This is a genomic window from Micromonospora sp. NPDC048999, assembly GCF_040649295.1.
GTDB lineage: Bacteria > Actinomycetota > Actinomycetes > Mycobacteriales > Micromonosporaceae > Micromonospora.
The window spans coordinates 231,466-253,924 of sequence record NZ_JBEZFI010000003.1; the positions used below are offsets into that span (position 1 = coordinate 231,466).

Consider the following 22,459-nt stretch of genomic DNA (forward strand, 5'->3'; position numbering starts at 1 on the left):
CTCGATTGGACGCCGCTGGCCACTATGGCGGCATGCGCAGATGGCAACGGCCATACTCGCTCGATCTCGCGACCGGCACCGCGGTGCTGGGGCTGGTCGGGGTGGCTGGGTTCGCTACGTTCTTGGTGATTATGTTTGTGCACGGGGAGATGCCGACGCCGTTCGCGTTCTTCGTCGGGGTATGGCTGCCCGGTGCCGTCGCCGCCACGGTGAGGCAGGCGATGTTGGGGGTCTACGTCAGTGATGGCGGCATCCGGTCCCGGTCCTTCTGGCGTACGACCACGGTGCCGTGGGGGTCGGTGTCGGACATCCGCAGCGGCACGTCCACCATGGCGGGCCTGGACATGGGCCGCGTCGCGATCATCATCGAACGAACCGATGGGGTCTCGATACAGACCCCGCTGCAACGCGGCTACATTTTCCGGCCGTTCGAATTCAATCCGCCACTGGGCCGGCTGGCCACCTGGCCAGAACACTATGACGAAATCCTGGCAACACTGCGGGCACACCACCGCGACGCGCAGCGCCGCCGGCAGACCACGCCCACCGGTCAGCTGGCGCATCCCGCCGCCGCTACCCGGCCGACGAGCCCATCCGCCAGAGCCAGCGGGACACGCCAGACCCGCGATGCCCTGACCGCTGACCAGCGGCGCGACATCAACGCGCTGACCCGGCAACACCAGCGTGGCGCGCTCACCGACGCCGAGTTCGCCGCAGAACTGGCGAAGATCCGCGGCATCGACTAGGGCCTTAAGGTGCCGCCCAGCCAGCGGAGCGGAACAGGCCGATCGCGGCGACGAGGCCGGCGACGCCGATCAGGCTAAGCCACCTCGCCGCCGGACTGTCCAACGCCCAGATCGGCCAGCGTCTGCACCTGTCCGGCAAGACGGTGGCGAACAACGTCACCAGCATCCTCGCCAAGCCGCACCTCACCCAACGCAGCCAGGCCATCCTCCGTGCCCGGGGCGCCGGACTCGGCCGCCCTCGCTGAACGCACGTAAGGTGGCGGCACCGCTGCCCACCCGGGCGGCGCCGGTTCGGGGAGGTGGTCGATGCCCACGGGGCTGACCGTTCCACCGGCGGTCGAGGCGGAACGGGTCATCACCGCCGTGCTGGCCGACCTGCGCTCCGGCGCGCACCGGGGCGTCGTGGTCGACTCGCCGCCCGGCGCCGGGAAGTCCACCCTCGTGGTCCGCGCCGCCACCGAGCTGGCCGCCGCCGGCGAGCCGCTGATCATCATCGCGCAGACCAACGAGCAGGTCGACGACCTCATCGACCGGCTCGCCCGCAAGACCCCGCAGCTGCGCATCGGCCGGCTCTCCGCCACCGACTACCAGCCGTCCGAGCGGGTCGCGGGCCACGACACGGTCCAGGTCGCCGCCAAGGTCGCCGACCTCGCTGGGTCAGCCATGATCATCGGTACGGCCGCCAAGTGGGCCACCGTGAGCGAGGGCATCTGGCCGTGGGCGATCGTCGACGAGGCGTACCAGATGCGCTCGGACGCCCTGCTGCGCGTGGCCGGCCGGTTCGAGCGGGCGCTGTTCGTCGGCGACCCCGGGCAACTCGACCCGTTCTCCACCGTCGAAACCGCGCGCTGGACCGGCCTGACCTGGGATCCGATGCAGTCGGCGGTGGTCACCCTGCTGCGGCACAACCCGGAGCTCCCCGTACACCGGCTGCCGGTGTCCTGGCGGCTGCCCGCCAGCGCGGCGCCGGTAGTCGCGCAGGCGTTCTACCCGTTCACCGGATTCCGGGCCGGCACCGGGCCCGCCGACCGGGCGCTGTCGCTCACCGAACCCGGGCCGGGCGACCCGGTCGACGCGACCGTGGAGCTGGCCGCCGCCTCCGGCTGGGCGCTGCACGAGCTGCCGGCCCGGCACACCCTGCGTACCGATGGCGAGGCCGCAGCGGCCTGCGCGGAACTGGCCCTGCGGGTGCTGCGTCGCGGCGCGGTCGCGGTCTCCGAGCAGGCGCCCGGCGGCGCGGCGGTGACGGCGGACCGGATCGCCGTCGGCGCCGCCCACCGCGACCAGGTCGCGGCGATCCGCGCCCGGCTCGGCGCGGCCGGCGCGGGCGTCACCGTCGACACCGCCAACCGGCTCCAGGGCCGGGAGTACGACATGACGATCGTGCTGCACCCGCTGTCCGGGCGGCGCGACGCCACCGCGTTCCACCTGGAGTCGGGGCGGCTGTGCGTGCTCGCCTCCCGGCACCGGCACGCGTGCGTCGTGGTGGCGCGGACCGGGATCGCCGAGCTGCTCGACGCGCACCCGTCGACCGAGCGGGTACACCTGGACGTGCCGGTGAAGTTCCCGGACGGCTGGGCGGCCAACCAGACCATGCTCACCCACCTCGGCAGCGGTCGCTTCCCTGGCCGAGGGCCGACCCCGGGCGGGTGAGCGAGCCCACCCGCCGCTAGCAGGTAAAGGGAGCCTTACCTTATGGTGGACTGGTGGTACGACGCCCTTCCGCCAGCCCGCACCCTCGCCAGCTGACCGACGACGCCGCGACGGCGCAGCGGCCGGCGGGCCAGGTGTCGCTGCTCGCCGACCTGCCCCGGGGCCACCGGGCCACGGTCGTCCGGGTCGCCGACGACGCCCACCCCGCCACGGCGCGTCGCCTCGAAGATCTTGGGTTCACCAGCGGCACCGAGGTGGAGGTCGTCCGCCGCGCCCCGCTGCGCGACCCGGTCGTCTACCGCGTCAAGGACTACGAACTGTGCCTGCGCCGGGCCCAGGCGCAGTGCGTGCTGATCCGAGAAGCCGCCTGATGGACGCCGGATGCCACAGCGAGGGCACCCCCGGCGCCGTTGACACCGCACTGCCGCGCATCGCCCTCATCGGTAGCCCCAACGCCGGCAAGACCAGCATTTTCAACGCACTGACCGGCATGCACGCCAAAACGGGCAACTACCCGGGCGTGACGGTGTCCCGGTTCATCGGCAGCACCCGGATCGGCGACCAGCGTTATGTGATCGAGGACCTGCCGGGCACCTACAGCCTCGAGCCGATCAGCCCGGACGAGCAGGTCATGGTCGACGTCCTGCACGGCCGGCTGGACGGTGAGCAGCCCCCGGACGCGCTGCTCGTCGCCATCGACGCCACCACCCTGCGCCGTTCGCTGCGCTTCGTCGCGCAGGTGTTGCGGCTCGGCCTGCCCACCTGCGTCATGGTCACGTTCACCGACGAGCTGTCCGGCCGTCAGGGCCACCTCGACGTCGAGGCGTTCGAGCAGGCCCTGGGCGTGCCGGTGGTCCGGGTGATCGGCAACCGCGGGCAGGGCATCGACCGGCTGCGCGAGCGGATCGCGCAGTGGCGGACGTGGTCTGCCCCGGTTCTGCCGCCACCCGCCGACCCGGCCGAGACGGACGCCTGGGCGGAATCGGTGCTGACGTTCGCCGCGTACCGGGCCCCCGGACGGCACCGCGTCACCCAGCGCGTCGACGCCGTGCTGCTGCACCCGGTCTGGGGCACCATCGTGTTCTTTGCCGTGATGGTGCTGTTCTTCCAGACCGTGTTCACCATCGCCGCACCCCTGCAGGGCTACGTCGAGACGTTCTTCGGCTGGTTGTCCGGGCTGACCGCCGAGCACATCGGCAACCGCTGGGCGGCCGGGCTGCTCGGTGAGGCACTGCTCGGCGGCATCGGCGCGGTCCTCGTCTTCGTGCCACAGATCGTGCTGCTGTTCCTGCTGATCGCGCTGCTCGAAGGCGTCGGCTACATGTCCCGGGCCGCGTTCCTCATGGACCGGGTGATGGCCCGCGCCGGCCTGGAGGGGCGCGCGTTCGTGGCGCTGCTGTCCTCGTTCGCCTGCGCCATCCCGGGCATCATGGCCACCCGTACGCTGCCCTCGGCCAAGGATCGGCTGGCCACGATGATGGCCGCGCCGCTGATGACTTGCTCGGCCCGCCTGCCCGTGTACGTGTTGCTGATCGGCCTGCTGGTGGACCCGCAGGCGCGCGTTGGGCCCTTCGGCGTGCAGGGCCTGGTCATGTTCGGCATGTACCTGCTCGGCGCGGTGTCGGCGATGGTTGCCGCCTGGGCTTTCAAGAAGATCGGCGACCGCCGCGGCGCGCTGATGCCGTTCTACATGGAGATGCCGCCCTACCGGCTGCCCTCGGTGCGGTCCGTCCTCGTCGCGATGGGCCACTCGGCGAAGTCGTTCCTGCGCAAGTGCACCACGATCATCGCCGTCACCACGGTCGCGCTCTGGCTGCTGCTGAACCTGCCCCTGCACTCCGACGCCGAACTGCGCGCGCACGGAGTCGACCCGGGCGACTCGGCGGCCGTCGCCACCTACGTCACCGACCACAGCTACGCCGCCGATCTTGGCCATTTGGTCGCGCCGGTGTTCGAACCGCTCGGCTTCGACTGGCGGATCAACGTCGGCGTCCTGTCGGCCCAGTCGGCGCGGGAGACGTTCGTCGCCACCCTCGGGCAGGTGGCCGCCGCCGACGATCCCGAGCAGCCGACCCAGGCGCTGCGGTCGATGACTCACACGGACGGGCCCCACGCCGGTGAGCCCCTGTTCACCGCGCCGACCATCGCGGCCCTGTTGGTCTACTTCGCCTTCGCGATGCAGTGCATGGCCACCATCGGCGTCATGCGGCGGGAGACCGGCGGGTGGAAGTGGCCGATGATCGCGTTCAGCTACCTGACCGTGCTGGCCTGGGTGATGGCCTACCTGGCCCGTACGGTTGTCGCGCTGCTGGGCGGGTGAGTGGTGCTGATCCCGATCCACCCCCAGCCGGTCCCGGACCGGCCGGACCAGCTGCGGTGGATCACCCCCGGCGGCGTTCTGCCCTTTCGTGGCGTCGCCGCGACGGCGCCGGAGCCGCTCGGCGCCCTGCTCCGCGACGGCACCCTCGACGAGGTACGGGTGGAGACGGCCGGCGTCGTGACCACCCTGGGTCCCGGCCGTACATGGTCCGGGGAAGGCACCCGGGTCCGCTCGGCCCTGCACGCGGCCCTCGCCGACCCCGCCAGCTGGCGGCCGGCCGACGTGGCCGACAAGCCTGACGACGCGCCACTGCGGGAAGCGGCGCAGGCCCTGCTCGACGGGCAGGTCGGCGAGTTCGCTCGCTCGCACGGCGGCCACATCGAGCTGGTCGACGTGCACGACGGCACAGTCACCGTCCGCCTCGGCGGCGCCTGCCGAGGCTGCCCCGCCTCCCGACTCACCCTGCGCCACCGCCTCGAAGACCAGCTCCGCCGGCGCTGCCCGGACCTGGTCGCGGTCACCGACACCACCGCCCCCCAGAACTGACCCCGCTCCCGGCCCACCCCATCCCGCCCGGAACCTATGGCGTCGCGGCGTCGCGTTGTGCGCGGGTCTCGATGAAGGCGGCGATGCCGTCCAGGATTCGGGCTAGCCCGAAGGTGAAGTCGCTCGCCGGGTCTTCGGGTTGGTCCATCGCGCCGGCGTCGATCGCCTGTCGCAGCATGGGAAATCGCTCGGCCTGCACGAGATGCCGCATCAAGCCGCCGAACTCGGTGATCACCGCCTCCACGCTTTGCCCGCTGGCGCGCGCCGCGTCGACCATCTGGCCGCGTGTTAGGGCGTCGTACCGGATGTAGCCGTTGACCAGCATCAGCAGAGATAACTTCTCCGCCTCGGTTAGCCCGGTTTCGGTCAGGGCGCAGAGGCCGGTTTCCATCCATGCGAGCTGCCGCGGGGTGGCCGGCGGAGCGGCGACCGGCACCTGCAGAATCCATGGGTGCTCGCGGTACAGGGCGAACATTCCGTGTGCCCACCGCTCGACCGCGGCCCGCCACGTCTCGCCGGGCGCTTTCGGCGCTGGTGGCTCACCGGCCGCTGCCTCCATCATCAGCAACACGAGCTCGTCCTTGTTCGCGACATGGCGATAGAGCGCCATCGCGGAGGTCGACAGCTCACCGGCGACCCGGGGCATGGATACCGCGGGGTAGCCCTCGGCGCGGGCGATGTCCACGGCTGTCGCGACGATTCGATCGGCGCTCAGTGTCGGTTTTGGGCCCTTGGTGGGCCTTTCCCGTAGGCCCCAGGCCGCTTGCAGGGCACTGGGCACCGGGCTGGTCTCGGTCATCGACGCTGATTTCTCCTTCGGGCTTGACCCCCATCCTAGTACTGCGTAATGCTTAAGCAGTAACGCGTAAGCCGTACGCAGTAAACCGTCTCGCCTGGAGGAAGCCGTGCACAACACCATGACGCCGCCGCGAGCGGGCCGGCGGGAGTGGATCGGGCTCGCTGTGCTGATCCTGCCGCTGCTGCTGGTCTCGATGGACGTCTCGGTTCTCTACTTCACCGTGCCGTTCATCAGCCGCGACCTGGCACCGAGCAGCACCGAACAGCTCTGGATCTTCGACATCTACGGGTTCGTGCTGGCCGGGTTCCTGATCACCATGGGAGCGCTCGGCGACCGTGTGGGTCGGCGCCGCCTGCTCATGATCGGGGCACTCGGGTTCAGCGCGGCGTCCGCACTGGCGGCGTATTCCAGCAGCGCGCCGATGCTGATCGGCGCGCGGGCGGTCCTCGGCGTCGCCGGCGCGACCCTGATGCCCTCCACGCTCGCGCTGATCCGCAACATGTTCCACGACGAGAAGCAGCGCTCCACCGCGATCGCCGTCTGGACCGCCGTGATGACCTGCGGGATCGCGCTGGGCCCGATCGTCAGCGGCCTGCTGCTCGAACACTTCTGGTGGGGCTCGGTCTTCCTGATCAACGTCCCGGCGATGGTCCTGCTGCTGGCCCTGGCGCCGATCCTGCTGCCGGAATACCGCAACTCGGGGCGCGGTCGGTTCGACCTCGCCAGCGCCATGCTCTCGATCGCGGCAGTCGTACCAGTCATCTGGGGCATCAAGGAGATCGCCGCGCACGGCGCCGACGTGACCAGGACCGCCGCCATCGTCGCGGGCCTGGTGATCGCGGCGGTGTTCATCCGGCGTCAGCAGCGCCGCCCGGACCCGATGCTGGACCTGGCCGTCCTGCGCCGTCCGGCGTTCGCCGGGTCAGTGGTGGTGAGCCTGCTCGCGACGTTCGCGATGATCGGTTTCGCGGTCCTGTCCACCCAGTACCTGCAGTTGGTGCTCGGCATGAGTCCGCTCAAGGGTGCGCTATGGAGCTTGGTGCCGTCCGTCGGGGTCGGCGCGGCTGCCCCGATCGCGTCCACGCTGGCACGGCGCGGTGTGGACCGCGCGAGGATCATCGCCGCTGGATTCCTTGTCGCCGCCGGCGGCTTCGCCCTGCTCAGCGCGGTGCCGGTCGAGTCGGGTCTATGGGTGTTGCTGGTCGGGTCCGGGATGTACGCGGCCGGCCTTGTCGTGGTGCTGTCCACCGCTACGGAACTGGCCGTCGGCACGGTCCCGCCGGAGCGAGCCGGAGCGTCCTCGGCTCTGATGGAGACCGCGACCGAGTTCGGCGGCGCGCTCGGCATCGCGATCCTCGGCAGCATAGCCACCGCGGTGTACCGCACCCAGCTTGGCGACCACGTGCCGGGCCCCGCCCGGGAGACCCTCGGTGGAGCCGTCGTCACCGCGGAACAACTGCCGTCGGCCGCGGCCACGGGTCTGTTGCAGTCCGCACGGGAGGCATTCGTCGCCAGCATGCACACCGTTGTCTGGACAAGCGCAGCGATCATGCTGCTGGCCGCTGCGGTAGCTCTCACATGCTTGCGCGGAGTAGCGACTCCGCGTCAGGCAGCAGAACCCGAACTTCTCGCAAAGGCATAATCAGTCGTCGTGCCTTCGGTAGTCCCGCCCCCTGATTATGGAGTTGTGGCGCCTCGAATGCCCGGGATGGGGCTTTGCGAGGCGCCACGGTTCCATGATCGACGGGGCGGTCAACACATCACGGCTGGTCAGAGGAAGTAGCGGAGCCAGATGTAGAGCCAGGCGATCAGGCAGCTCATGATCGTGACGATGATGCCGTACCGGGTGAACTGCCAGAACGAGATGCGGTGACCGGTGCGGGCGGCGATGCCGATCGCCACCACGTTGGCGCTTGCGGCGACCGCCGTGCCGTTGCCGCCGAAGTCCGCGCCGAGGGCGAAGGCCCACCAGAGCGCCTGGCCGATCCGCGCGTCGGGCACCTCGGCCACCAGTCCTTCGACCACCGGGGCCATGGTGGCGACGTACGGGATGTTGTCGAAGAAGGCCCCCAGCACCGCCGAGCCGAACAGCAGCGCGGTCGCGGCACCGAAGAAGTTGCCGTCCACCTGGCCGATCACCCACTCGCCGAACGTGCTGATCACGCCGGTGTGTGCCAGGCCGGAGACCATCACGAACAGGCCCATGAAGAAGACCAGGGTGGGCCACTCGACCTCGTTGAGCACCTCGGTGACGTCCATGCGGGAGACCAGCAGCATCACCCCCGCGCCGACCATCGCCACCACCGACGGATCGATGTGCAGCACGGAGTGCAGCGAGAAGGCGACCACCACCAGGCCGAGTACGACCAGGCAGCGCGTCAGCAGCCGTACGTCGGTGATCGCCCGCCGCTCCTGCAGCGCCAGCACCGCGTTGACGTGTTCCGGGTTGTACCGGAACGACTTGCGGAACAGCACCCGGGTGAGGAGCACGAAGACCACGAAGATCACCACGACGATCGGGGCCATGTGCACCAGGAAGTCCGTGAAGGTCAACCCGGCGCGGCTGCCGATGATGATGTTCGGCGGGTCGCCGATCAGGGTCGCGGCACCGCCGATGTTGGAGGCCAGGATCTCGGCGATCAGGTACGGCTGCGCCGGGATGTGCAGCCGGTTGCAGACCACCACGGTCACCGGGGCGACCAACATGATCGTGGTGACGTTGTCCAGGAACGGCGACGCGACGGCGGTGATCAGCATCAGCATCACCATCAGTCGGTACGGCTTACCGCCCGACCGCTTCGCGGACCAGATGGCGAGGTAGTCGAAGAGGCCGGTCTGTTTCAGTACGCCGACGATGATCATCATCCCGAGCAGCAGGAAGATGACCTCCCAGTCGATCCCCGCGTGCTGGGAGAACCACACGTCGGCCCCGGGCGCGAAGCCGAGCACCAGCATCACGGCGCCGGCGACCAGCACGACCTTGACCTTGTCGATCTTCTCGGTGGCGATGAAGAAGAACGCCACCACGAAGATGACCAGCGCGGCAATGGCGCTCACCGGTCACCCTCCGACCGGCTCGCGCCCCCGTACGCTGGGATCAGACGTCCGGGTGGGCCACCGCGAATTCGGCGATCACCCGCTCCAGGGTGATCGCCCCGACCAGTACGCCGGCGCGGTCGACCACCGCCACCAGCGGGCTGCGCTGCCCGGCCATCAGGGCGGCCACCTCCAGCAGCGTCCCGTCCAGGCTGACCGTGACCACCCGGGCCGGCTCCCGATGCAGGCAGTCGCCCACGGTCAGGTCGCCGAGTTCGTCCCAGTAGTGATCCGCGTGCGCCTCGTCGATGGCCCGAGCCAACGCCCGATCCGCCCGGTAGCTGTCGGGCACCGCCATCCGCAGCACCTGGGTGCCCGGCAACACCGTGCGCGGGCGGCCCCGGTCGTCCACCACGATCATGCCGGGTAGCCGGCGTAGGGCCATCAGCCGGACCGCATGGGCCACGGAGTCCCGAACGGTCACCGTCGGTACGGTCACGGCGATCTGCTGTGCCTGCATTCCACCAACTCCCCGGGCCTGGACCAATCTCCTGATACGCGGCGATCATGCGGACCCGCTCTGAAGCTCGGCGAGCTGCCGTTCCAGGCTCGCCAGCCGGTCGGCGACCGAGGCGCTCTGCAGCACCTCGGCGACCTGGTCGGCCTCGTCAAGGTCCAGTTCGATGCGGTCGACCGGTACGTCCGGATCATCCGCCCCGTAGCGGAGCAGCGACCGTTGGCCGGTCTGATACACAAGTACGCCAAAGCGCTGCCCGCGCCGGGTCAGGAAGTGGTTGACGACGCCGACGCCGGAAACACTGGTTCGGGTGACCTCCACTGTGGCCTCCTTCGGGTAGGGGCGGCTGCTCGCCATCAACGTTTCGGGAATTCGGCCCGACCGACCATGGGGTCCGACACCCATCTCGACCGGGGCGGAACATGCAGGTGAACAGGGGTGTGAATGGGTGCTCGACCGGATGGACAAAACGGCTGCTGCGGGTGAGGCTGGCCCGGTGACCAACACCGCTGACCGCGCTGCCCGCCCCGGACCCGGCCGCCGGGCGGAGGCCGGACGCCGGGCGCCGGCCCAGGCGTTGTTCCGCCGGCTGGTCCTGCTGAACGGCCTGGTCTTCACCATCGGCACGCTCGTGCTCGCGATCTCGCCGGCCACCGTCTCGTCGCTGGTACGGCTGGCCGAGATCCCGGTGCTGGCCGTCGGGCTGGCGCTCATCCTGACGGTGAACGCCCTGCTACTGCGGGCCAGCCTGGCCCCGCTCGACGCGCTGACCGCGCTGATGCGCCGGGTGGACCTGCTGCGCGGCGGAGACCGGCTGGTGGATTCCGGCAACGGCGACCTGGCGGACCTGATCGCGACCTTCAACGCGATGCTGGACCGGCTGGAGGCGGAACGCACCGCCAGCAGCGCGGACGCGCTCGCCGCCCAGGAGGGGGAACGGCAGCGGATCGCCCGGGAACTGCACGACGAGATCGGGCAGAGCCTCACGGTCGTGTTGCTCGGCCTCAAACGGGCCGTGGACCGGGCCCCCGACGAACTGCGCGATGAGCTGCAGGCCGTACAGGAGACGCTGCGGTCCAGTCTTGACGACGTGGGACGGGTGGCCCGCCGGCTCCGGCCGGACGTGCTGGAGGATCTCGGGCTGCTCAGCGCGATGAACGCGCTGGCGACGGAGTTCTCCCAGACCAGTGGGGTGCCGGTGGTGCGACGGGCGAAGCCGGACCTGCCTCCGCTGAGCCCGGAGAAGGAACTGGTGATCTACCGGATCGCCCAGGAGAGCCTGACCAACGTGGCCCGGCACGCTCGGGCCGGCCGGGTCGAGCTGTCGCTGCGGCCCGACGCAGGCACGGTGGTGCTGCGGGTCGCCGACGACGGCCTCGGCGAGGTGAGCCGGGAGGGCACCGGCATCCGAGGAATGCGGGAACGGGCGCTGCTGATCGGGGCCCGGCTGTCCATAACCGCCGTGCCCGGCACCGGTACCGAGGTCCGGCTGACCGTTCCCGCCGACGGTCCCACTCCGTCGGTGGTGGAGAGTAAGCGGGGGTGAGCGTGTCCACGACCAAGACCCGGATCATGCTGGCGGACGACCACGCACTGGTCCGGCGGGGGCTACGACTGATACTCGACGCCGAGCCCGACATGACGGTGGTCGCCGAGGCCGCCGACGGGGCGGAAGCGGTGGAGGCGGTCCGCCAGTCCGAGATCGACCTGGTCATTCTGGACATCGCCATGCCGCGGATGACCGGACTGCAGGCGGCCCGGGAGATCTCCCGACGAGCCCCCGGCGTACGCATCCTGATGCTCTCGATGCACGACAACGAGCAGTACTTCTTCGAGGCGCTCCGGGCCGGAGCCTCCGGCTACGTGCTCAAGTCGGTCGCCGACCGTGACCTGCTGGAGGCGGTCCGGGCGGCGATGCGCGGCGAGCCGTTCCTCTATCCCGGCGCGATCACCGCGCTGATCCGGGACTACCTGCACCGGGCCCGGCAGGGCGAGAAGCTGCCGGAGAGCATCCTGACGCCCCGGGAGGAGGAGATCATAAAGCTGATCGCCGAGGGGAATTCGGCGAAGGAGATCGCCGAGACGCTGGTGATCAGCGTGAAAACGGTCGACCGGCACCGGGCCAACATCCTCCAGAAGCTCGGCATGCGGGACCGGATCGACCTCACCCGGTACGCGATCCGGGCCGGCCTGGTCGAGCCCTGAGCCGGACGGCAGTCTCAATATGCCGATGCTCTCGGACCTCCGGGTCGGCGTTCATGGCCGTCCACGGCGGCAGGTCGGAATCCTGCCAGTCCCGCAGGACAAGCCGCTCAGTCTCGATCTTCACATCCGGCGAACCTGCAACCCCGCCGGAGCTCGGCAAAGAGCATCATCCGCCCGGCCTCCCGTTGCGTGCCTGGGCCAGAATCCACGCCGTGACAACTTCGCTCCATCGTTCCGACGACGCACGACTCCGCCGACTTCTCCTGGCCGCCGGCTTCGCGGTGCCCGGGGTGCTCGCAGCGCTCGGAAACCTGTTCGGCTGGTGGGGGGTGGCGCTGCCTGTCTTTGTGGGGTCCATAGCAGCGTTTGGCGGCTGCGCGATGTGGATCAGCGGGGAGTCGATCGAGGGTGCGCGCGCCTGGAAGCGATTCGCAGTGACCGCATCCGTCGCCCACTGCGTGTGGGTGTTCGCGATGACGGGGGCCCCTCTGGTCACTGTGCTCGACCTGCGGGGAGAGCCGGTGGTGGCGAGGATCGTGAATCACGACGTCATCCATCACTCCAGCCGCGGAGGCGGATATGACGAGCACTGCTACCGCCTGCAGCGTAGCGACGGCACGCCGCTGTCCAGGGACCTCTGCGGCAACGGCGACCGGTACAAGTTTGTTGTCGGTGAGGACCTCACCGTGCTGGTCGACCCGAGCGGGCTGTTCGTACCCGAAATTCCGGACAGAGTTGCCACCGCCCGCGTCTGGCAGGGGCTCGGGCTGGTGAGCTTCGTCGCGGCCGTCGGGTCTTACTGGGTCGCTGGCGTGCTTCTGAAACGTGCGGAGGACCGCGCCACCGCCGCTCTGGAAGCGGGCCCACATCCGCAGTGGCGAGCACCGGCTCACCCTGGCCCACGACCCAGACGTGGCCGCAAGCGCACGGGCCGCAACCACCTCGTTCCGGTACGGCACCCACATCCACCACGATCCAGACGTCGCAGCAAGCACAAACCCTGATCAACCCACTGCTTGGTCAGGCGTTGAGGTACGCGAGGACGGCGAGGACCCGCCGGTGCGAGTCGTCGAAGGCACAGGAACAGCGGTTCGCTCTCTCGGTGCCGGGGGCCTTCTGCGTGTGGGGCGCGGTCATCTCCACCGCGTTGCTTCGCCGGGAAGCCCAGCAACGCGAGGCGGCGTATCCGAAGTAGTCGACCCGTACAACCGCTTCCGACCGACGGCCGTCTGTAGGGGGGAACTGACGGAGGTAACCGGATGCCCGACGCGTCGGAACAGGAATACGTCGAGTACGTCAACGCGCGGCTGCCGATGCTGCACCGGCTGGCGTATTCGCTGTGCGGAGACGTCGACCAGGCCGACGACCTGGTGCAGGAGACGGCGGTCCGGCTCTTCGAACGCTGGTCCCAGGCGTCGCGGGCCGACCAGATCGACGCGTACGTCAGGACGATCCTGGTGCGGCTCTTCCTCGACGGCCGTCGGAAGGGCTGGTGGCGGATCCGGCTCTTCGGCGCGCCGCCGGACGTCCGCCGCACCGAGGACCGCGGCGCGGAGGACCGTACGGTGCTGCGCGACGCCCTGGCGAAGGTGCCCCCGCGTCAGCGGGCCGTGCTGGTCCTGCGATTCCTGCACGACCTGCCGGTGGACGAGGTGGCCCGCGCCCTGGGCTGCTCGGCCGGCACGGTGAAGAGCCAGACCTCGCACGGTCTTGCCGCGATGCGCCGACTGCTCGGCAACCGGGAGTTGATGGAGACGGGAGCGGTGTGATGACAAACGATGAGGAAAACTTCGCCGGACTGCTGCGCCACCTCGACGACGGCCCCGACCGGCCGCCCCGGGTGGACCTGGTCACGGCGATGCGCGAGGCCCGCCGTCGCCGGCGCAACCGGCGTACGCTCACCGCCTCGGTTGCCGGGATGGCGGCGGTGGCGGCGGTGGCGGCGGTGCCGCTGGCCGTACGGGCCGATCGGCCGGCCGAGCAGGGGCCGCCGATGGCGGCGGGGACGTTGGCCAGCGCCAGCCTTCCGCCGACGTCGTCCGGGCCGACCACCTGCACGGCTGAGCTGCTGCCCATCCCCGGGGGGGCCCGCTTCAGCCAGGTCACGGGCGGCGACCCGACTGGCCGGTATCTGCTCGGTCGCTCATCCCAGAAATACGATGGCAGGAGCATCTCGTATCCGATGATCATCTGGGACGGCGACCAGGCCCGCGAGGTGCGGCTGCCTGGCTCCGACCAGCTGCTGGCCGATATCAACCCGTCCGGCGTCGCCGTCGGTGTGGCGTATACCGGTGACCAGCCGCAGCCGTACGTGGTGCGGTCGGGCCGGGCCACCCGGCTGCCCGGGGTGGCAGCGGGCGTGGCCAAGGCGATCAGTGACGACGGCCGGATCGTCGGGGCTCGGCAGGTCGGCGATCGGCAGCTGCCGGTGCTGTGGCCCGCCCCGGACAAGACCGCCGTCGACCTGCCGCTGCCTGGCCCGCAGTGGCAAGGGATCGCCATCGGCGTCGACTCCGACGGCACGGTCGTCGGCAGGATTCAGATCGGTTTCCAGGGCGCGATGCGGGCGGTCGTCTGGCGGTCCGGCGGAAAGCCCGAGCTGCTGCCGCTGCCGTCCGTCACCGGCGGTATGGCTATCGAATTCGCTCCGCAATCGTTCCAGGGCGGGTGGATCACCGGCACGGCGTATCGGAATGAGGGCAACGGGTCCATACACGCGGTCCGCTACCAACTGGCCCGCGGCGAGTACGCGCCGGTGCCGGCCAATCTCATGACGTCCGCCGGCAACGGTCAAGGATGGATGGTCGGCCTGGTCGCCCCCAGGGACGCCGGACTGATCACCGACGGCGGGCTGGTGCGGCTGCCCGACCTCGCCGGGCGCACCAGCCTCGGCGCGGGCGCGGTGAGCGTCAGCGATGACGGGCAGGTGATCGGCGGCACGCTCGGCACGAATTTGGACCGGCGCGGCATCGACGACCTGCGGGCGGTCCGCTGGCGCTGCCACTGACCTGGTTACCCGGAATTCGGGCTGCGGCCCAGTTGGCTGTGCCGGAGAAATCCACTACAGATGTGCCGGAGATGTAGTGGATTCCTCCCGTGGGCCCAGCGGACGATTGGCGGGTTGTGGCCGGCGACCGACCACAACCCGCCGTCCTTTCGAACGTCCTTGGTCAGGGCGTGGCGAGCGCCTCGGTCGGGGCGAGGCGGGCGGCGCGGATGGCCGGGTAGAGCCCGGCGAGCGCGCCGATCAGCAGGGTGGCGCCGACCCCGCCGCCGACCGCCCACGCCGGCACCACCGTGGGCCAGGACTGCGAGAACGCGTAGCCGGCGGTCACCCCGCTGCCCAGCAGCACCCCGCCCAGCCCGCCGAGAGCGGACAGCAGCAGCGACTCCGCCAGGAACTGGATGCGTACCTGGCCACGGGTCGCGCCGAGCGAACGGCGTAGGCCGATCTCCGGGCGGCGTTCCAGCACCGAGATGACCATCGTGTTCGCCACCCCGACACCACCCACCAGCAGGGCGACCGCGCCGAGGCCGAGCAGCAGCCCGGTGAACGCCTCGTCGGTGGCCTGCTTCGCGGCGAGCGCGTCGGAGGGCCGGGACACCTTCACCTCGTTCGGCGCCTCCGGGTTCGCGGTGGCGCCGAGCACCGCGCGTACCGCCTCGACCGCCGTGTCGGCGGTGCGGGCGTACACGGTGGTCGGATGCCCGTCGAACCCGAGATACGACGTCGCCGCGTCCCAGCCGACCAGCGCGGACAGGTCCAGCTCCGGGGCCAGCGGCACGGGTGCCAGGATCCCCACCACGGTGAACCAGCGCGGTCCGAGCTGGACCTGCACGTCCGTGCCGGCGGCGCCGATGCCGAGCCGACGTGCGGTGGTGGCGCCGAGCACCACCGCCGGGTAGCGGGCCGTGGCGGCGTTCAGCCAGGTGCCGCTGGTCAGCTCCAACCCGACGGTGTCGCGCAGTTCCAGGCTGGTCGCCCGGGCGGCGATCCCCCCGCTTTCGCCTCGGGGGATCAGATCCGACCGGTACACCCGCGCGTCGCTGAGCAGCCCGGTGGCGGCGACCGTCCGCACCGGCCCGATCCGCCCGATCATCGCCACCGACTCGGTCGGCAGCTGGGCGTCGCCGCCGAAGAGCGCGTTGCCCGGACCGACGGTGAGCAGGTTGGTGCCGAGCGCGGCGAGCGTGCGGTCCAGCTCCGCCCGCGACGACGCGGAGATCCCGACCACCGAGACCATGGCGGCGATCCCGATCGCGATGCCCAGCGCGGACAGCACGGCCCGCAACGGCCGGGTACGCAGCCCGACCCCGCCGACCCGCAGGACGTCCCGTGGCCGTAGCCGGGCGGGGACCAGTCCGGTCATGCCGGCACCCCCAGGGAACGCTGGTCGGCCACGATCCGGCCGTCGCGCATCTGCACCCGTCGGGGCAGCTGGGCCGCGATTTCCAGATCGTGGGTGATCACCACGATGGTGGTCCCGGCCGCGTGCAGCTCACGCAGCAGCGCCAGCACCCCGGCACCGGAGGCCGAGTCCAGGTTGCCGGTCGGTTCGTCCGCCAGCAGCAGCGCGGGCGCGCCGACGACCGCGCGGGCGATCGCCACCCGCTGCCGCTCGCCGCCGGACAGCTCGTGCGGCCGGTGATCGAGCCGGTGTCCCAGCCCGACCCGGACCAGCGCGGCCTCCGCGCGCCGCCGCCGCTCCCGCAGGGGTACGCCCGCGTAGAGCAGCCCGTCGGCCACGTTGTCCCGTACCGGCACGTTCGCGGCGAGGTGGAACTGCTGGAAGACGAAGCCGATCCGGGACGACCGGAGCGCGGAAAGCTGCCGGTCACCGAGGCCCGCCACGTCGTACCCGTCGATGCGTACCCGGCCGGTCGAGGGCCGGTCCAGGGTGCCGATCAGGTGCAGCATGGTCGACTTGCCCGACCCGGACGGGCCGACGATCGCGACCAGCTCGCCGTAGCGGACGGTCAGCGACACCCCGTCGAGGGCCCGTACGTCGCCGGGATAGACCTTGCTCACGTCGGTCAGCTCCACAACCGCGTCGCCGGTCACGTCGGCATCCCCACCGTCGCCCCCTCGGCGAGCCCCGCACCGGAGACCTCCACCCGGCCGGCGGCGAACAGCCCGGTCTCGACCGCGATGATCCGGGTGCTGTCGCCCTCGACCAGCTGCACGCCGTAGCCGCCCTCGGCCAGGGCCAGCAGCGCGGCGACCGGCACGGTGAGCACGTCCGGACGCTCGGCGGCGGTGAAGGCCACCTTGGCCGAGGCCTGGTCGAAGCCGGTCAGCGCCTTCGGGTCGGCCACGGTCACGGTGACCTCGATCTTGGTCTCCGGATCGCTGCCACCGCCCGGCCCGCCGCCGCTGCCGGTGTCGATCACCGTCTCCGTGTCGGTGATCGTCCCGGGGACCTGCTTGCCGTTGGGCAGCGTGACGCTCACCTTGGCGCCCCGCTTCGCCAGCCGCTCGTCGTCGACCTTGAGGTCGACCGTCACCACGCGGGCGGTGCCCGTGTAGGTGAGCACCGCCTGGCCGGGCTGCGCCGGGTCGCCGCGGTCCGCCTGCTGGCTGTTCACCCGGACCGCGCCGTCGGCGTAGACGACCCGGCCCAGCTCGACCCGGCCGGTCTCGGGCAGGCCGAGGTCCTTCTGCCAGCTCCGCACCGCCGTCGCGGTGGCCGAGGTGTACTCGTTGTCGACGGTGAACCCGGTGTAGCCGAGCGCCTCGAGGTTCCGTTCGAGTTGCCGCACGTCGGCGCCGGACATGCCGGGCCCCAGCGTCCGGTAGGCCGGTAGCCGCCCGTACAGCAGCACCACCTTCTCGTTGTCGACGCTGAAGAGCGGCTTGCCCCGGCTGACCTGGCTGCCGGTGGCGGCCACCGAGGTGACCGTGCCGGGTATCCGCGCTGTCGCGGTGTGCGTGGCACCGTAGCCGAGGGTCCCGTCGAAACTCTCCGTGTCGACCAGGGTTTGCCGGGTGACCTGCGCGGTCCCCGGCGGCAGGCCGCCGCTGGCCGCCGTACCCCCGGGGTGGCCGTCGGCCCCGACGGCGATTGCGACGCCCGCGGCGGCGGCGACCACCACCGCGGCGGCAACCACCAGCGGGGTACGCCCACGGCGCAGGTTCGGTTCGTTCACTGGGTCCTCTTCATCATGAGCGGCGTGTCGCCCTGTCGGCACTTCTCCAGCGCGGCCTGCCCGGTCGGGCTCTGCGGGTCGAAGCCGGCGTCGCCCTTGATTTCGAGCGCCCCGTCCGGGCCCGGGTCCGGGAAGTCCGGCACCCCGTTCTCCCGCATGCACCGGGCGAGCGCGCGCACCTTCTCGACCTGTTCCGGGTCGAGCTTCATCGGCTGGCCCCCGTTGGGCATCAGGCTGCGGCACTTCTCCACGGCCGCCTGCGCCTTGTCCCGGTCCTGACCGGCCGGGATGCGGATGCGGAATCCGCCGCCCTCGCCGGGCTCCGGGTCCGGGAAGTCCGGCATCCCGTTCTCCCGCATGCACTTGGCGAACTCGCGCTGCCGGTCCTCGTCGTTGACCTGGACGACGCTGGCGCTGGGCGAGGCGGCGGCCGCACCGCCACCAGCCGTGGCCACCTGATCCCCGTCCGAGTCGGCGCGCGCGCAGCCGGCGGTCGCGAGCCCGAGCAGCAGGGGCAGGACGAGCAGTGTGCCCGACATTCGTCGGCGCATGGCGCAACTCCTTCCTCTTGGCCGGCGCGGATCGCCAGCCAATGCGGACGAGTTGACCTCAGGGGCGGTATCCGGGGCGTAACCGTTGGGGTTAACGCCGCCGTTATCCGTGGCCGCGTCACCATGGTGCGGTGCGAGTGCTTGTGGTCGAGGACGAGATGCTGCTGGCCGACTCCATCGTCGAGTGGCTGCGCCGGGAGGCGTTTGCCGTGGACGTCGCGTACGACGGGGACGCGGCGTTGGAACGGCTCGGCATCACCGACTACGACGTCGTGGTGCTCGACCGGGACCTGCCGGTGGTGCACGGCGACGACGTCTGCCGGGCGGTGGTGGACAGCGGCGGCGAGACGCGGGTGCTGATGCTGACCGCCGCGGCGGCCGTCCGCGACCGGGTGGCCGGCCTGGCCCTGGGCGCCGACGACTACCTGGTCAAACCGTTCGCGCTGGTCGAGCTCTCCGCGCGGGTGCACGCGCTGGGCCGCCGGGCCCGGCCGGCCGCCCCGCCGCAGCTGAGCCGGGCCGGCATCGTCGTCGACCCGGCCCGGCGGGAGGTCCACCGCGACGGCCGGTACATCGCGCTGTCCCGCAAGGAGTTCGCGGTGCTGGTCGAGCTGGTCCGGGCCGGCGGGGCGGTGGTCTCCGCCGAGGAACTGCTGGACCGGGCCTGGGACGAGCACATCGACCCGTTCACCAACGTCGTACGGGTGACCGTCATGAAGCTGCGCCGCAAACTCGGCGACCCACAGGTGATCGAGACGGTGCCGGGAGTGGGGTATCAGATCCGGTGAAGCGACTGACCATCCGCGCCCGCCTGACCCTGGTGCACGGCGGCCTCCTGCTGCTCGCCGGCACCATCCTGCTCGGCGTCACCTACGTGCTGGTCGACCAGCGTCTGCGGCAGCCGTTGAACGGCATCTTTGCCCGGGCTCAGGTCGTCCCGACGACTCCGTACGGCCAGCTGCCGAGCCCGGGCGGCGCGGCCGAGCAGGTGCGAGTCCTGATCCAGGAGACCCAGGACGAGGCGAAGCGCACCGCGTTGGAGTCCCTGCTCACCCAGGGCGGGCTCGCGCTGCTGCTGATCTCGGCGGTCGCCCTCGGCTTCGGCTGGCTGATCGCCGGGCGGGCGTTGCAGCCGCTGCACCAGATCACCGGCACCGCCCGGCGCATCGCCGCCGTCGGCGCGGCCGGGCGGGGCCTGCACGAGCGGATCGCGCTGCACGGCCCCCAGGACGAGGTGAAGGAGCTGGCCGACACGTTCGACCTGATGCTGGAGCGACTCGACCGGTCCTTCGACGGGCAGCGCCGGTTCGTGGCGAACGCGTCGCACGAGCTGCGTACCCCGTTGGCGCTCAACCGGTCGTTGCTGGAGGTGGCGATGTCCCGGCCGGGTGCCCCTGCCGAGCTGCGGCAGCTCGGCGAGACCCTGCTGGCGGTCAACGAACGCCACGAACGGCTCATCGACGGGTTGCTCACCCTGGCCGACTCCGAGCAGCAGGTCGTCGACCGTACGCCGGTGGACCTCGCCGAGATCGCCGGCCACGTCCTCGACCAGGCGGCCGGCACGGCGGAGCCGACCGTACGCCGGTGGCTCGCGCCCGCCCCGACGGCCGGTGACCCGGTGCTGCTGGAGCGGCTGACGCACAACCTGGTGGAGAACGCCGTCCGGCACAACCTGCCGGCCGGCGGCGAGATCGAGGTCAGCACCGGCACCGTCGACGGCCGGGTCGTCCTGGTGGTCGTCAACACCGGCCCCGTGGTGCCCACCTACGACATCGAGACGATCTTCCAACCGTTCCGTCGGCTACGCCACGAGCGCGTGGCCGTCCGCCGGCCCGACGACCGGGCCGGAGCCGCACGCGGTTTCGGGCTCGGCCTGTCGATCGTGCGGGCGGTGGCCCAGGCGCACGGTGGTGCCGTGCACGCCCAACCCCGAAACGGTGGCGGACTCGTCGTGACGGTGACCTTGCCATCCCTGGGTGCGATGGTCCCCGCGCAACCGGCGCGGGTGCTGCCCGCCGCGACGTACGGCTGAGGGGCGGACATCGGCGAGCACATGAACGCCCGTTCACGCCGCCCTTGATCACCGGACTTTCTGTCAAACTTCCGTCACGTCGCGTGTTCCAATTGATCGGTCCCGGTCGATAGCGTCAGGTCACTTGGCCGTCGACGAAAGGCCGACGATGAACCACAACGGACACCCGCTCTCGCGCCGGCGACTCTTCGCCGGGGCGGCGGCGGCCTCGGCGGTCACCGTGACCGGCGTGGCCACCACCTCGACCGCCGCCGCGGCGAGCCCCACCCACGCCCCAACGCCGCTGGTCACCCGGGACCGGATCGGCTCCGCCCTGCTGCACGCGCCGGGCGGCGGCCCGACCGCCGTCCGCTTCCAGGCCGACTTCCACGACCGGCTCGTCTCCTGGCTCGCCTTCTGGTCGGCGAACTCACCTGCCGCCTGGAGTGCCCCGGTCCACATCGAGGCCCAGGTGGACCGGTCCGGCGACACGCTCACCCTGCACGCCATCCGCTACCGACGCGACGACGAACTGCGCGACGGGTTCGCCGCCGGCCGGGTCGGCGGCAGCCACTGGGCGACCCTGGCGAGCCTGCACCACCACTTCCCGATCGTCGCCCCGCTGGCCGGCGGCGCGATCCAGGTCGGCGACGGGGTCGCCGGCTTCACCGGATCGCCGGCGCAGGTCGCCTTCGCGGTCGCCGCCTGCCGACAGCTGTGGGGCGACCCCTCGGCCACCGCATCCGGCTGGCAGGAGCACGCCGGCCGTGCGCTGGCCCGGGCCGGGCAGCGGGCCGACGTCGCGTCCCGGGCCGGTTGGGCCGCCTTCACCCGTTCCAGCCTGCGCCGCGGGCTGGGCACTGATTCATCCGAGTGACCGGAGGTAACGCATGTCCCGCATTGAGTTCCGATTCGTGGTCGACGGTGTCGAGCTGAGCGACGAGCAGCGGGCTCTCGTCTCCCGCGAGGTCCAGAAGGCCGGCCTGGCCGCCCTCACCACCGCGAACGCCAAGCTGAAGAACGCGCTCACCCTCGGTCACGACATCCCCGGGATTCGTCCCGAGTGGCAAGGCCTGTGGGTGATCGACGGTGGCCCCGCCCGTGAGCTGGCCGAGAAGATCAACGACTCCGCGTTCTGGATGCAGAAGTGACCGACGCCGCCCGTCGGGTCGACCCGCCGGAGCGGATGTGCCCGAGCACGCCCGTGGCCAACGCCACGGTCTTCCTCGGCATGATCACTCCGGCGGGCCGGGTCGCCTACGTCACGCCCGCGATGCCGGCCGAGGTCGCCCTCGCCGCGGTCGACGACGACTCCGACGCCTCGATCGAATCCCGCTACCGGCTCGCCGGGCCCTGCGTCACCTCGTCCTGCGGGTTCTGGACCGGCGACCACTGCGGCCTGGGCGCCCGGCTGGCCGAGTCGTACCAGGAGGCCGCCGGCCCGGCCGAGGTGGGGCTGCCGAAGTGCGCCATCCGACGTACCTGCCGGTGGTTCGCCGAACAGGGCCCCGCGGCCTGTTCGGCCTGCTCGCACGTGGTCACCGACTCCCGTTGATCCGGACGCCCCCCGGTCCGGTGTACCCGTCGCCTTCCACAGTGCTTCCACAGACTTCCGGCACGGTGGGCACAGTCGATCTCGACCTCGGCCGGGGAGGGACGGATGATCAAGCTCAGCAGCGTGTGGCAGGGTGGCCGGACGACCCGCTACGCGGGCAGCCACAACCTCAGCTACCGGTCGCCGCACCAGCACGACGACCGCGTCCTGACGCGGCGCGACCACCTGCTCAGCGGGCCGCCGCAGCAAAGGTTCGACGCCGACCCGAGCCGGTCGCGGCGACGGTGGTCGGCGTGACATCCGACGACGTCGACGAGGAGGCCGCGGACCCAGCGCACGCGACGTCCAGCCTGACGGCGCCGCACCATGGGAC

26 protein-coding genes are annotated in these 22,459 nt (G+C 71.2%); 18 read left to right on the forward strand and 8 right to left on the reverse strand.

From position 1 onward, the window contains the following. Positions 1-32 precede the first annotated feature (32 nt). From AB0C02_RS07565 to AB0C02_RS07590, 6 genes are all read left to right on the forward strand, one after another. On the forward strand, positions 33-746 hold the full coding sequence (locus AB0C02_RS07565) for a hypothetical protein (protein WP_357542234.1): 714 nt from the start codon (positions 33-35) through the stop codon (positions 744-746). A gap of 68 nt (positions 747-814) precedes the next feature. Beyond that, positions 815-991: a LuxR C-terminal-related transcriptional regulator gene (locus tag AB0C02_RS07570; protein ID WP_357542382.1), complete on the forward strand. Its 177-nt coding sequence runs from the start codon at positions 815-817 to the stop codon at positions 989-991. Positions 992-1,052: 61 nt separating this feature from the next. Next, on the forward strand, positions 1,053-2,399 hold the full coding sequence (locus AB0C02_RS07575) for an AAA family ATPase (protein ID WP_357542236.1): 1,347 nt from the start codon (positions 1,053-1,055) through the stop codon (positions 2,397-2,399). 53 nt (positions 2,400-2,452) lie between these two features. Next, a complete protein-coding gene (locus AB0C02_RS07580; protein WP_357542238.1) occupies positions 2,453-2,770 on the forward strand; it encodes a FeoA family protein in 318 nt (105 codons plus the stop codon). Beyond that, a complete protein-coding gene (locus tag AB0C02_RS07585; RefSeq protein ID WP_357542240.1) occupies positions 2,770-4,719 on the forward strand; it encodes a ferrous iron transporter B in 1,950 nt (649 codons plus the stop codon). The genes AB0C02_RS07580 and AB0C02_RS07585 overlap by 1 nt, the downstream gene beginning before the upstream one ends. Before the next feature lie 6 nt (positions 4,720-4,725). Then, positions 4,726-5,265, forward strand: coding sequence for a NifU family protein (locus AB0C02_RS07590; RefSeq protein ID WP_357542384.1), 540 nt, complete (start codon positions 4,726-4,728; stop codon positions 5,263-5,265). Between the two features lie 34 nt (positions 5,266-5,299). On the opposite strand, the gene AB0C02_RS07595 is transcribed toward AB0C02_RS07590, so the two are convergent. Then, positions 5,300-6,064 (reverse strand): TetR/AcrR family transcriptional regulator, encoded by a 765-nt coding sequence (locus AB0C02_RS07595; protein WP_357542242.1) that lies wholly within the window; start codon positions 6,062-6,064, stop codon positions 5,300-5,302. A 106-nt stretch (positions 6,065-6,170) separates the two neighbouring features. Between AB0C02_RS07595 and AB0C02_RS07600 the strand changes: the two genes are divergently transcribed. Continuing rightward, on the forward strand, positions 6,171-7,706 hold the full coding sequence (locus AB0C02_RS07600) for an MFS transporter (RefSeq protein ID WP_357542244.1): 1,536 nt from the start codon (positions 6,171-6,173) through the stop codon (positions 7,704-7,706). Positions 7,707-7,834: 128 nt separating this feature from the next. On the opposite strand, the gene AB0C02_RS07605 is transcribed toward AB0C02_RS07600, so the two are convergent. The 3 genes from AB0C02_RS07605 to AB0C02_RS07615 are packed head-to-tail and all read right to left on the reverse strand — an operon-like array spanning position 7,835 to position 9,938. Continuing rightward, positions 7,835-9,121, reverse strand: coding sequence for an ArsB/NhaD family transporter (locus AB0C02_RS07605; RefSeq protein WP_357542246.1), 1,287 nt, complete (start codon positions 9,119-9,121; stop codon positions 7,835-7,837). Between the two features lie 40 nt (positions 9,122-9,161). Further along, entirely contained in the window at positions 9,162-9,620 is a 459-nt protein-coding gene (locus tag AB0C02_RS07610) for a CBS domain-containing protein (RefSeq protein WP_357542248.1), read from the reverse strand. Positions 9,621-9,665: 45 nt separating this feature from the next. After that, a complete protein-coding gene (locus AB0C02_RS07615) occupies positions 9,666-9,938 on the reverse strand; it encodes a hypothetical protein (RefSeq protein ID WP_357542249.1) in 273 nt (90 codons plus the stop codon). A 175-nt stretch (positions 9,939-10,113) separates the two neighbouring features. Here AB0C02_RS07615 and AB0C02_RS07620 point away from each other — a divergent pair, with 175 nt between their 5' ends. The 5 genes from AB0C02_RS07620 (at position 10,114) to AB0C02_RS07640 (ending at position 14,829) form a co-directional block, all read left to right on the forward strand. Beyond that, positions 10,114-11,163, forward strand: coding sequence for a sensor histidine kinase (locus tag AB0C02_RS07620; protein ID WP_357542251.1), 1,050 nt, complete (start codon positions 10,114-10,116; stop codon positions 11,161-11,163). Then, positions 11,160-11,822, forward strand: a complete 663-nt coding sequence (locus AB0C02_RS07625; RefSeq protein WP_357542254.1) for a response regulator transcription factor — start codon at positions 11,160-11,162, stop codon at positions 11,820-11,822. The genes AB0C02_RS07620 and AB0C02_RS07625 overlap by 4 nt, the downstream gene beginning before the upstream one ends. Positions 11,823-12,034: 212 nt before the next feature. Further along, the gene (locus AB0C02_RS07630) at positions 12,035-12,826 is read left to right on the forward strand and encodes a hypothetical protein (RefSeq protein WP_357542256.1); all 792 of its coding nucleotides are present in this window, start codon (positions 12,035-12,037) and stop codon (positions 12,824-12,826) included. A gap of 255 nt (positions 12,827-13,081) precedes the next feature. Further along, the gene (locus AB0C02_RS07635; protein WP_357542258.1) at positions 13,082-13,591 is read left to right on the forward strand and encodes a SigE family RNA polymerase sigma factor; all 510 of its coding nucleotides are present in this window, start codon (positions 13,082-13,084) and stop codon (positions 13,589-13,591) included. After that, positions 13,591-14,829 carry a hypothetical protein gene (locus AB0C02_RS07640; protein WP_357542260.1) on the forward strand — a complete coding sequence of 413 codons (1,239 nt, stop codon included), beginning with the start codon at positions 13,591-13,593 and terminating at the stop codon, positions 14,827-14,829. Before AB0C02_RS07635 ends, AB0C02_RS07640 begins: the two co-directional genes overlap by 1 nt. Before the next feature lie 163 nt (positions 14,830-14,992). On the opposite strand, the gene AB0C02_RS07645 is transcribed toward AB0C02_RS07640, so the two are convergent. From AB0C02_RS07645 to AB0C02_RS07660, 4 genes are read right to left on the reverse strand one after another with little or no spacing between them, the layout of a single operon-like run. Next, positions 14,993-16,192 carry an ABC transporter permease gene (locus tag AB0C02_RS07645; RefSeq protein WP_357542262.1) on the reverse strand — a complete coding sequence of 400 codons (1,200 nt, stop codon included), beginning with the start codon at positions 16,190-16,192 and terminating at the stop codon, positions 14,993-14,995. Beyond that, positions 16,189-16,884: an ABC transporter ATP-binding protein gene (locus AB0C02_RS07650; protein WP_357542264.1), complete on the reverse strand. Its 696-nt coding sequence runs from the start codon at positions 16,882-16,884 to the stop codon at positions 16,189-16,191. The genes AB0C02_RS07645 and AB0C02_RS07650 overlap by 4 nt, the downstream gene beginning before the upstream one ends. Further along, the gene (locus AB0C02_RS07655; RefSeq protein WP_357542266.1) at positions 16,881-17,969 is read right to left on the reverse strand and encodes a peptidoglycan-binding domain-containing protein; all 1,089 of its coding nucleotides are present in this window, start codon (positions 17,967-17,969) and stop codon (positions 16,881-16,883) included. The genes AB0C02_RS07650 and AB0C02_RS07655 overlap by 4 nt, the downstream gene beginning before the upstream one ends. Continuing rightward, positions 17,966-18,520: a hypothetical protein gene (locus AB0C02_RS07660; protein ID WP_357542268.1), complete on the reverse strand. Its 555-nt coding sequence runs from the start codon at positions 18,518-18,520 to the stop codon at positions 17,966-17,968. The genes AB0C02_RS07655 and AB0C02_RS07660 overlap by 4 nt, the downstream gene beginning before the upstream one ends. A gap of 131 nt (positions 18,521-18,651) precedes the next feature. Between AB0C02_RS07660 and AB0C02_RS07665 the strand changes: the two genes are divergently transcribed. From AB0C02_RS07665 to AB0C02_RS07690, 6 genes are all read left to right on the forward strand, one after another. Next, positions 18,652-19,308 carry a response regulator transcription factor gene (locus AB0C02_RS07665; protein ID WP_357542270.1) on the forward strand — a complete coding sequence of 219 codons (657 nt, stop codon included), beginning with the start codon at positions 18,652-18,654 and terminating at the stop codon, positions 19,306-19,308. Further along, entirely contained in the window at positions 19,305-20,552 is a 1,248-nt protein-coding gene (locus tag AB0C02_RS07670; RefSeq protein ID WP_357542272.1) for a HAMP domain-containing sensor histidine kinase, read from the forward strand. Before AB0C02_RS07665 ends, AB0C02_RS07670 begins: the two co-directional genes overlap by 4 nt. A gap of 124 nt (positions 20,553-20,676) precedes the next feature. Next, entirely contained in the window at positions 20,677-21,408 is a 732-nt protein-coding gene (locus AB0C02_RS07675) for a hypothetical protein (protein WP_357542274.1), read from the forward strand. A gap of 13 nt (positions 21,409-21,421) precedes the next feature. Continuing rightward, the gene (locus tag AB0C02_RS07680) at positions 21,422-21,682 is read left to right on the forward strand and encodes a hypothetical protein (protein WP_357542276.1); all 261 of its coding nucleotides are present in this window, start codon (positions 21,422-21,424) and stop codon (positions 21,680-21,682) included. Further along, positions 21,679-22,086 (forward strand): hypothetical protein, encoded by a 408-nt coding sequence (locus AB0C02_RS07685; protein ID WP_357542278.1) that lies wholly within the window; start codon positions 21,679-21,681, stop codon positions 22,084-22,086. Before AB0C02_RS07680 ends, AB0C02_RS07685 begins: the two co-directional genes overlap by 4 nt. A gap of 105 nt (positions 22,087-22,191) precedes the next feature. Continuing rightward, entirely contained in the window at positions 22,192-22,383 is a 192-nt protein-coding gene (locus AB0C02_RS07690) for a hypothetical protein (protein WP_357542280.1), read from the forward strand. The last annotated feature ends 76 nt before the right edge of the window (positions 22,384-22,459 follow it).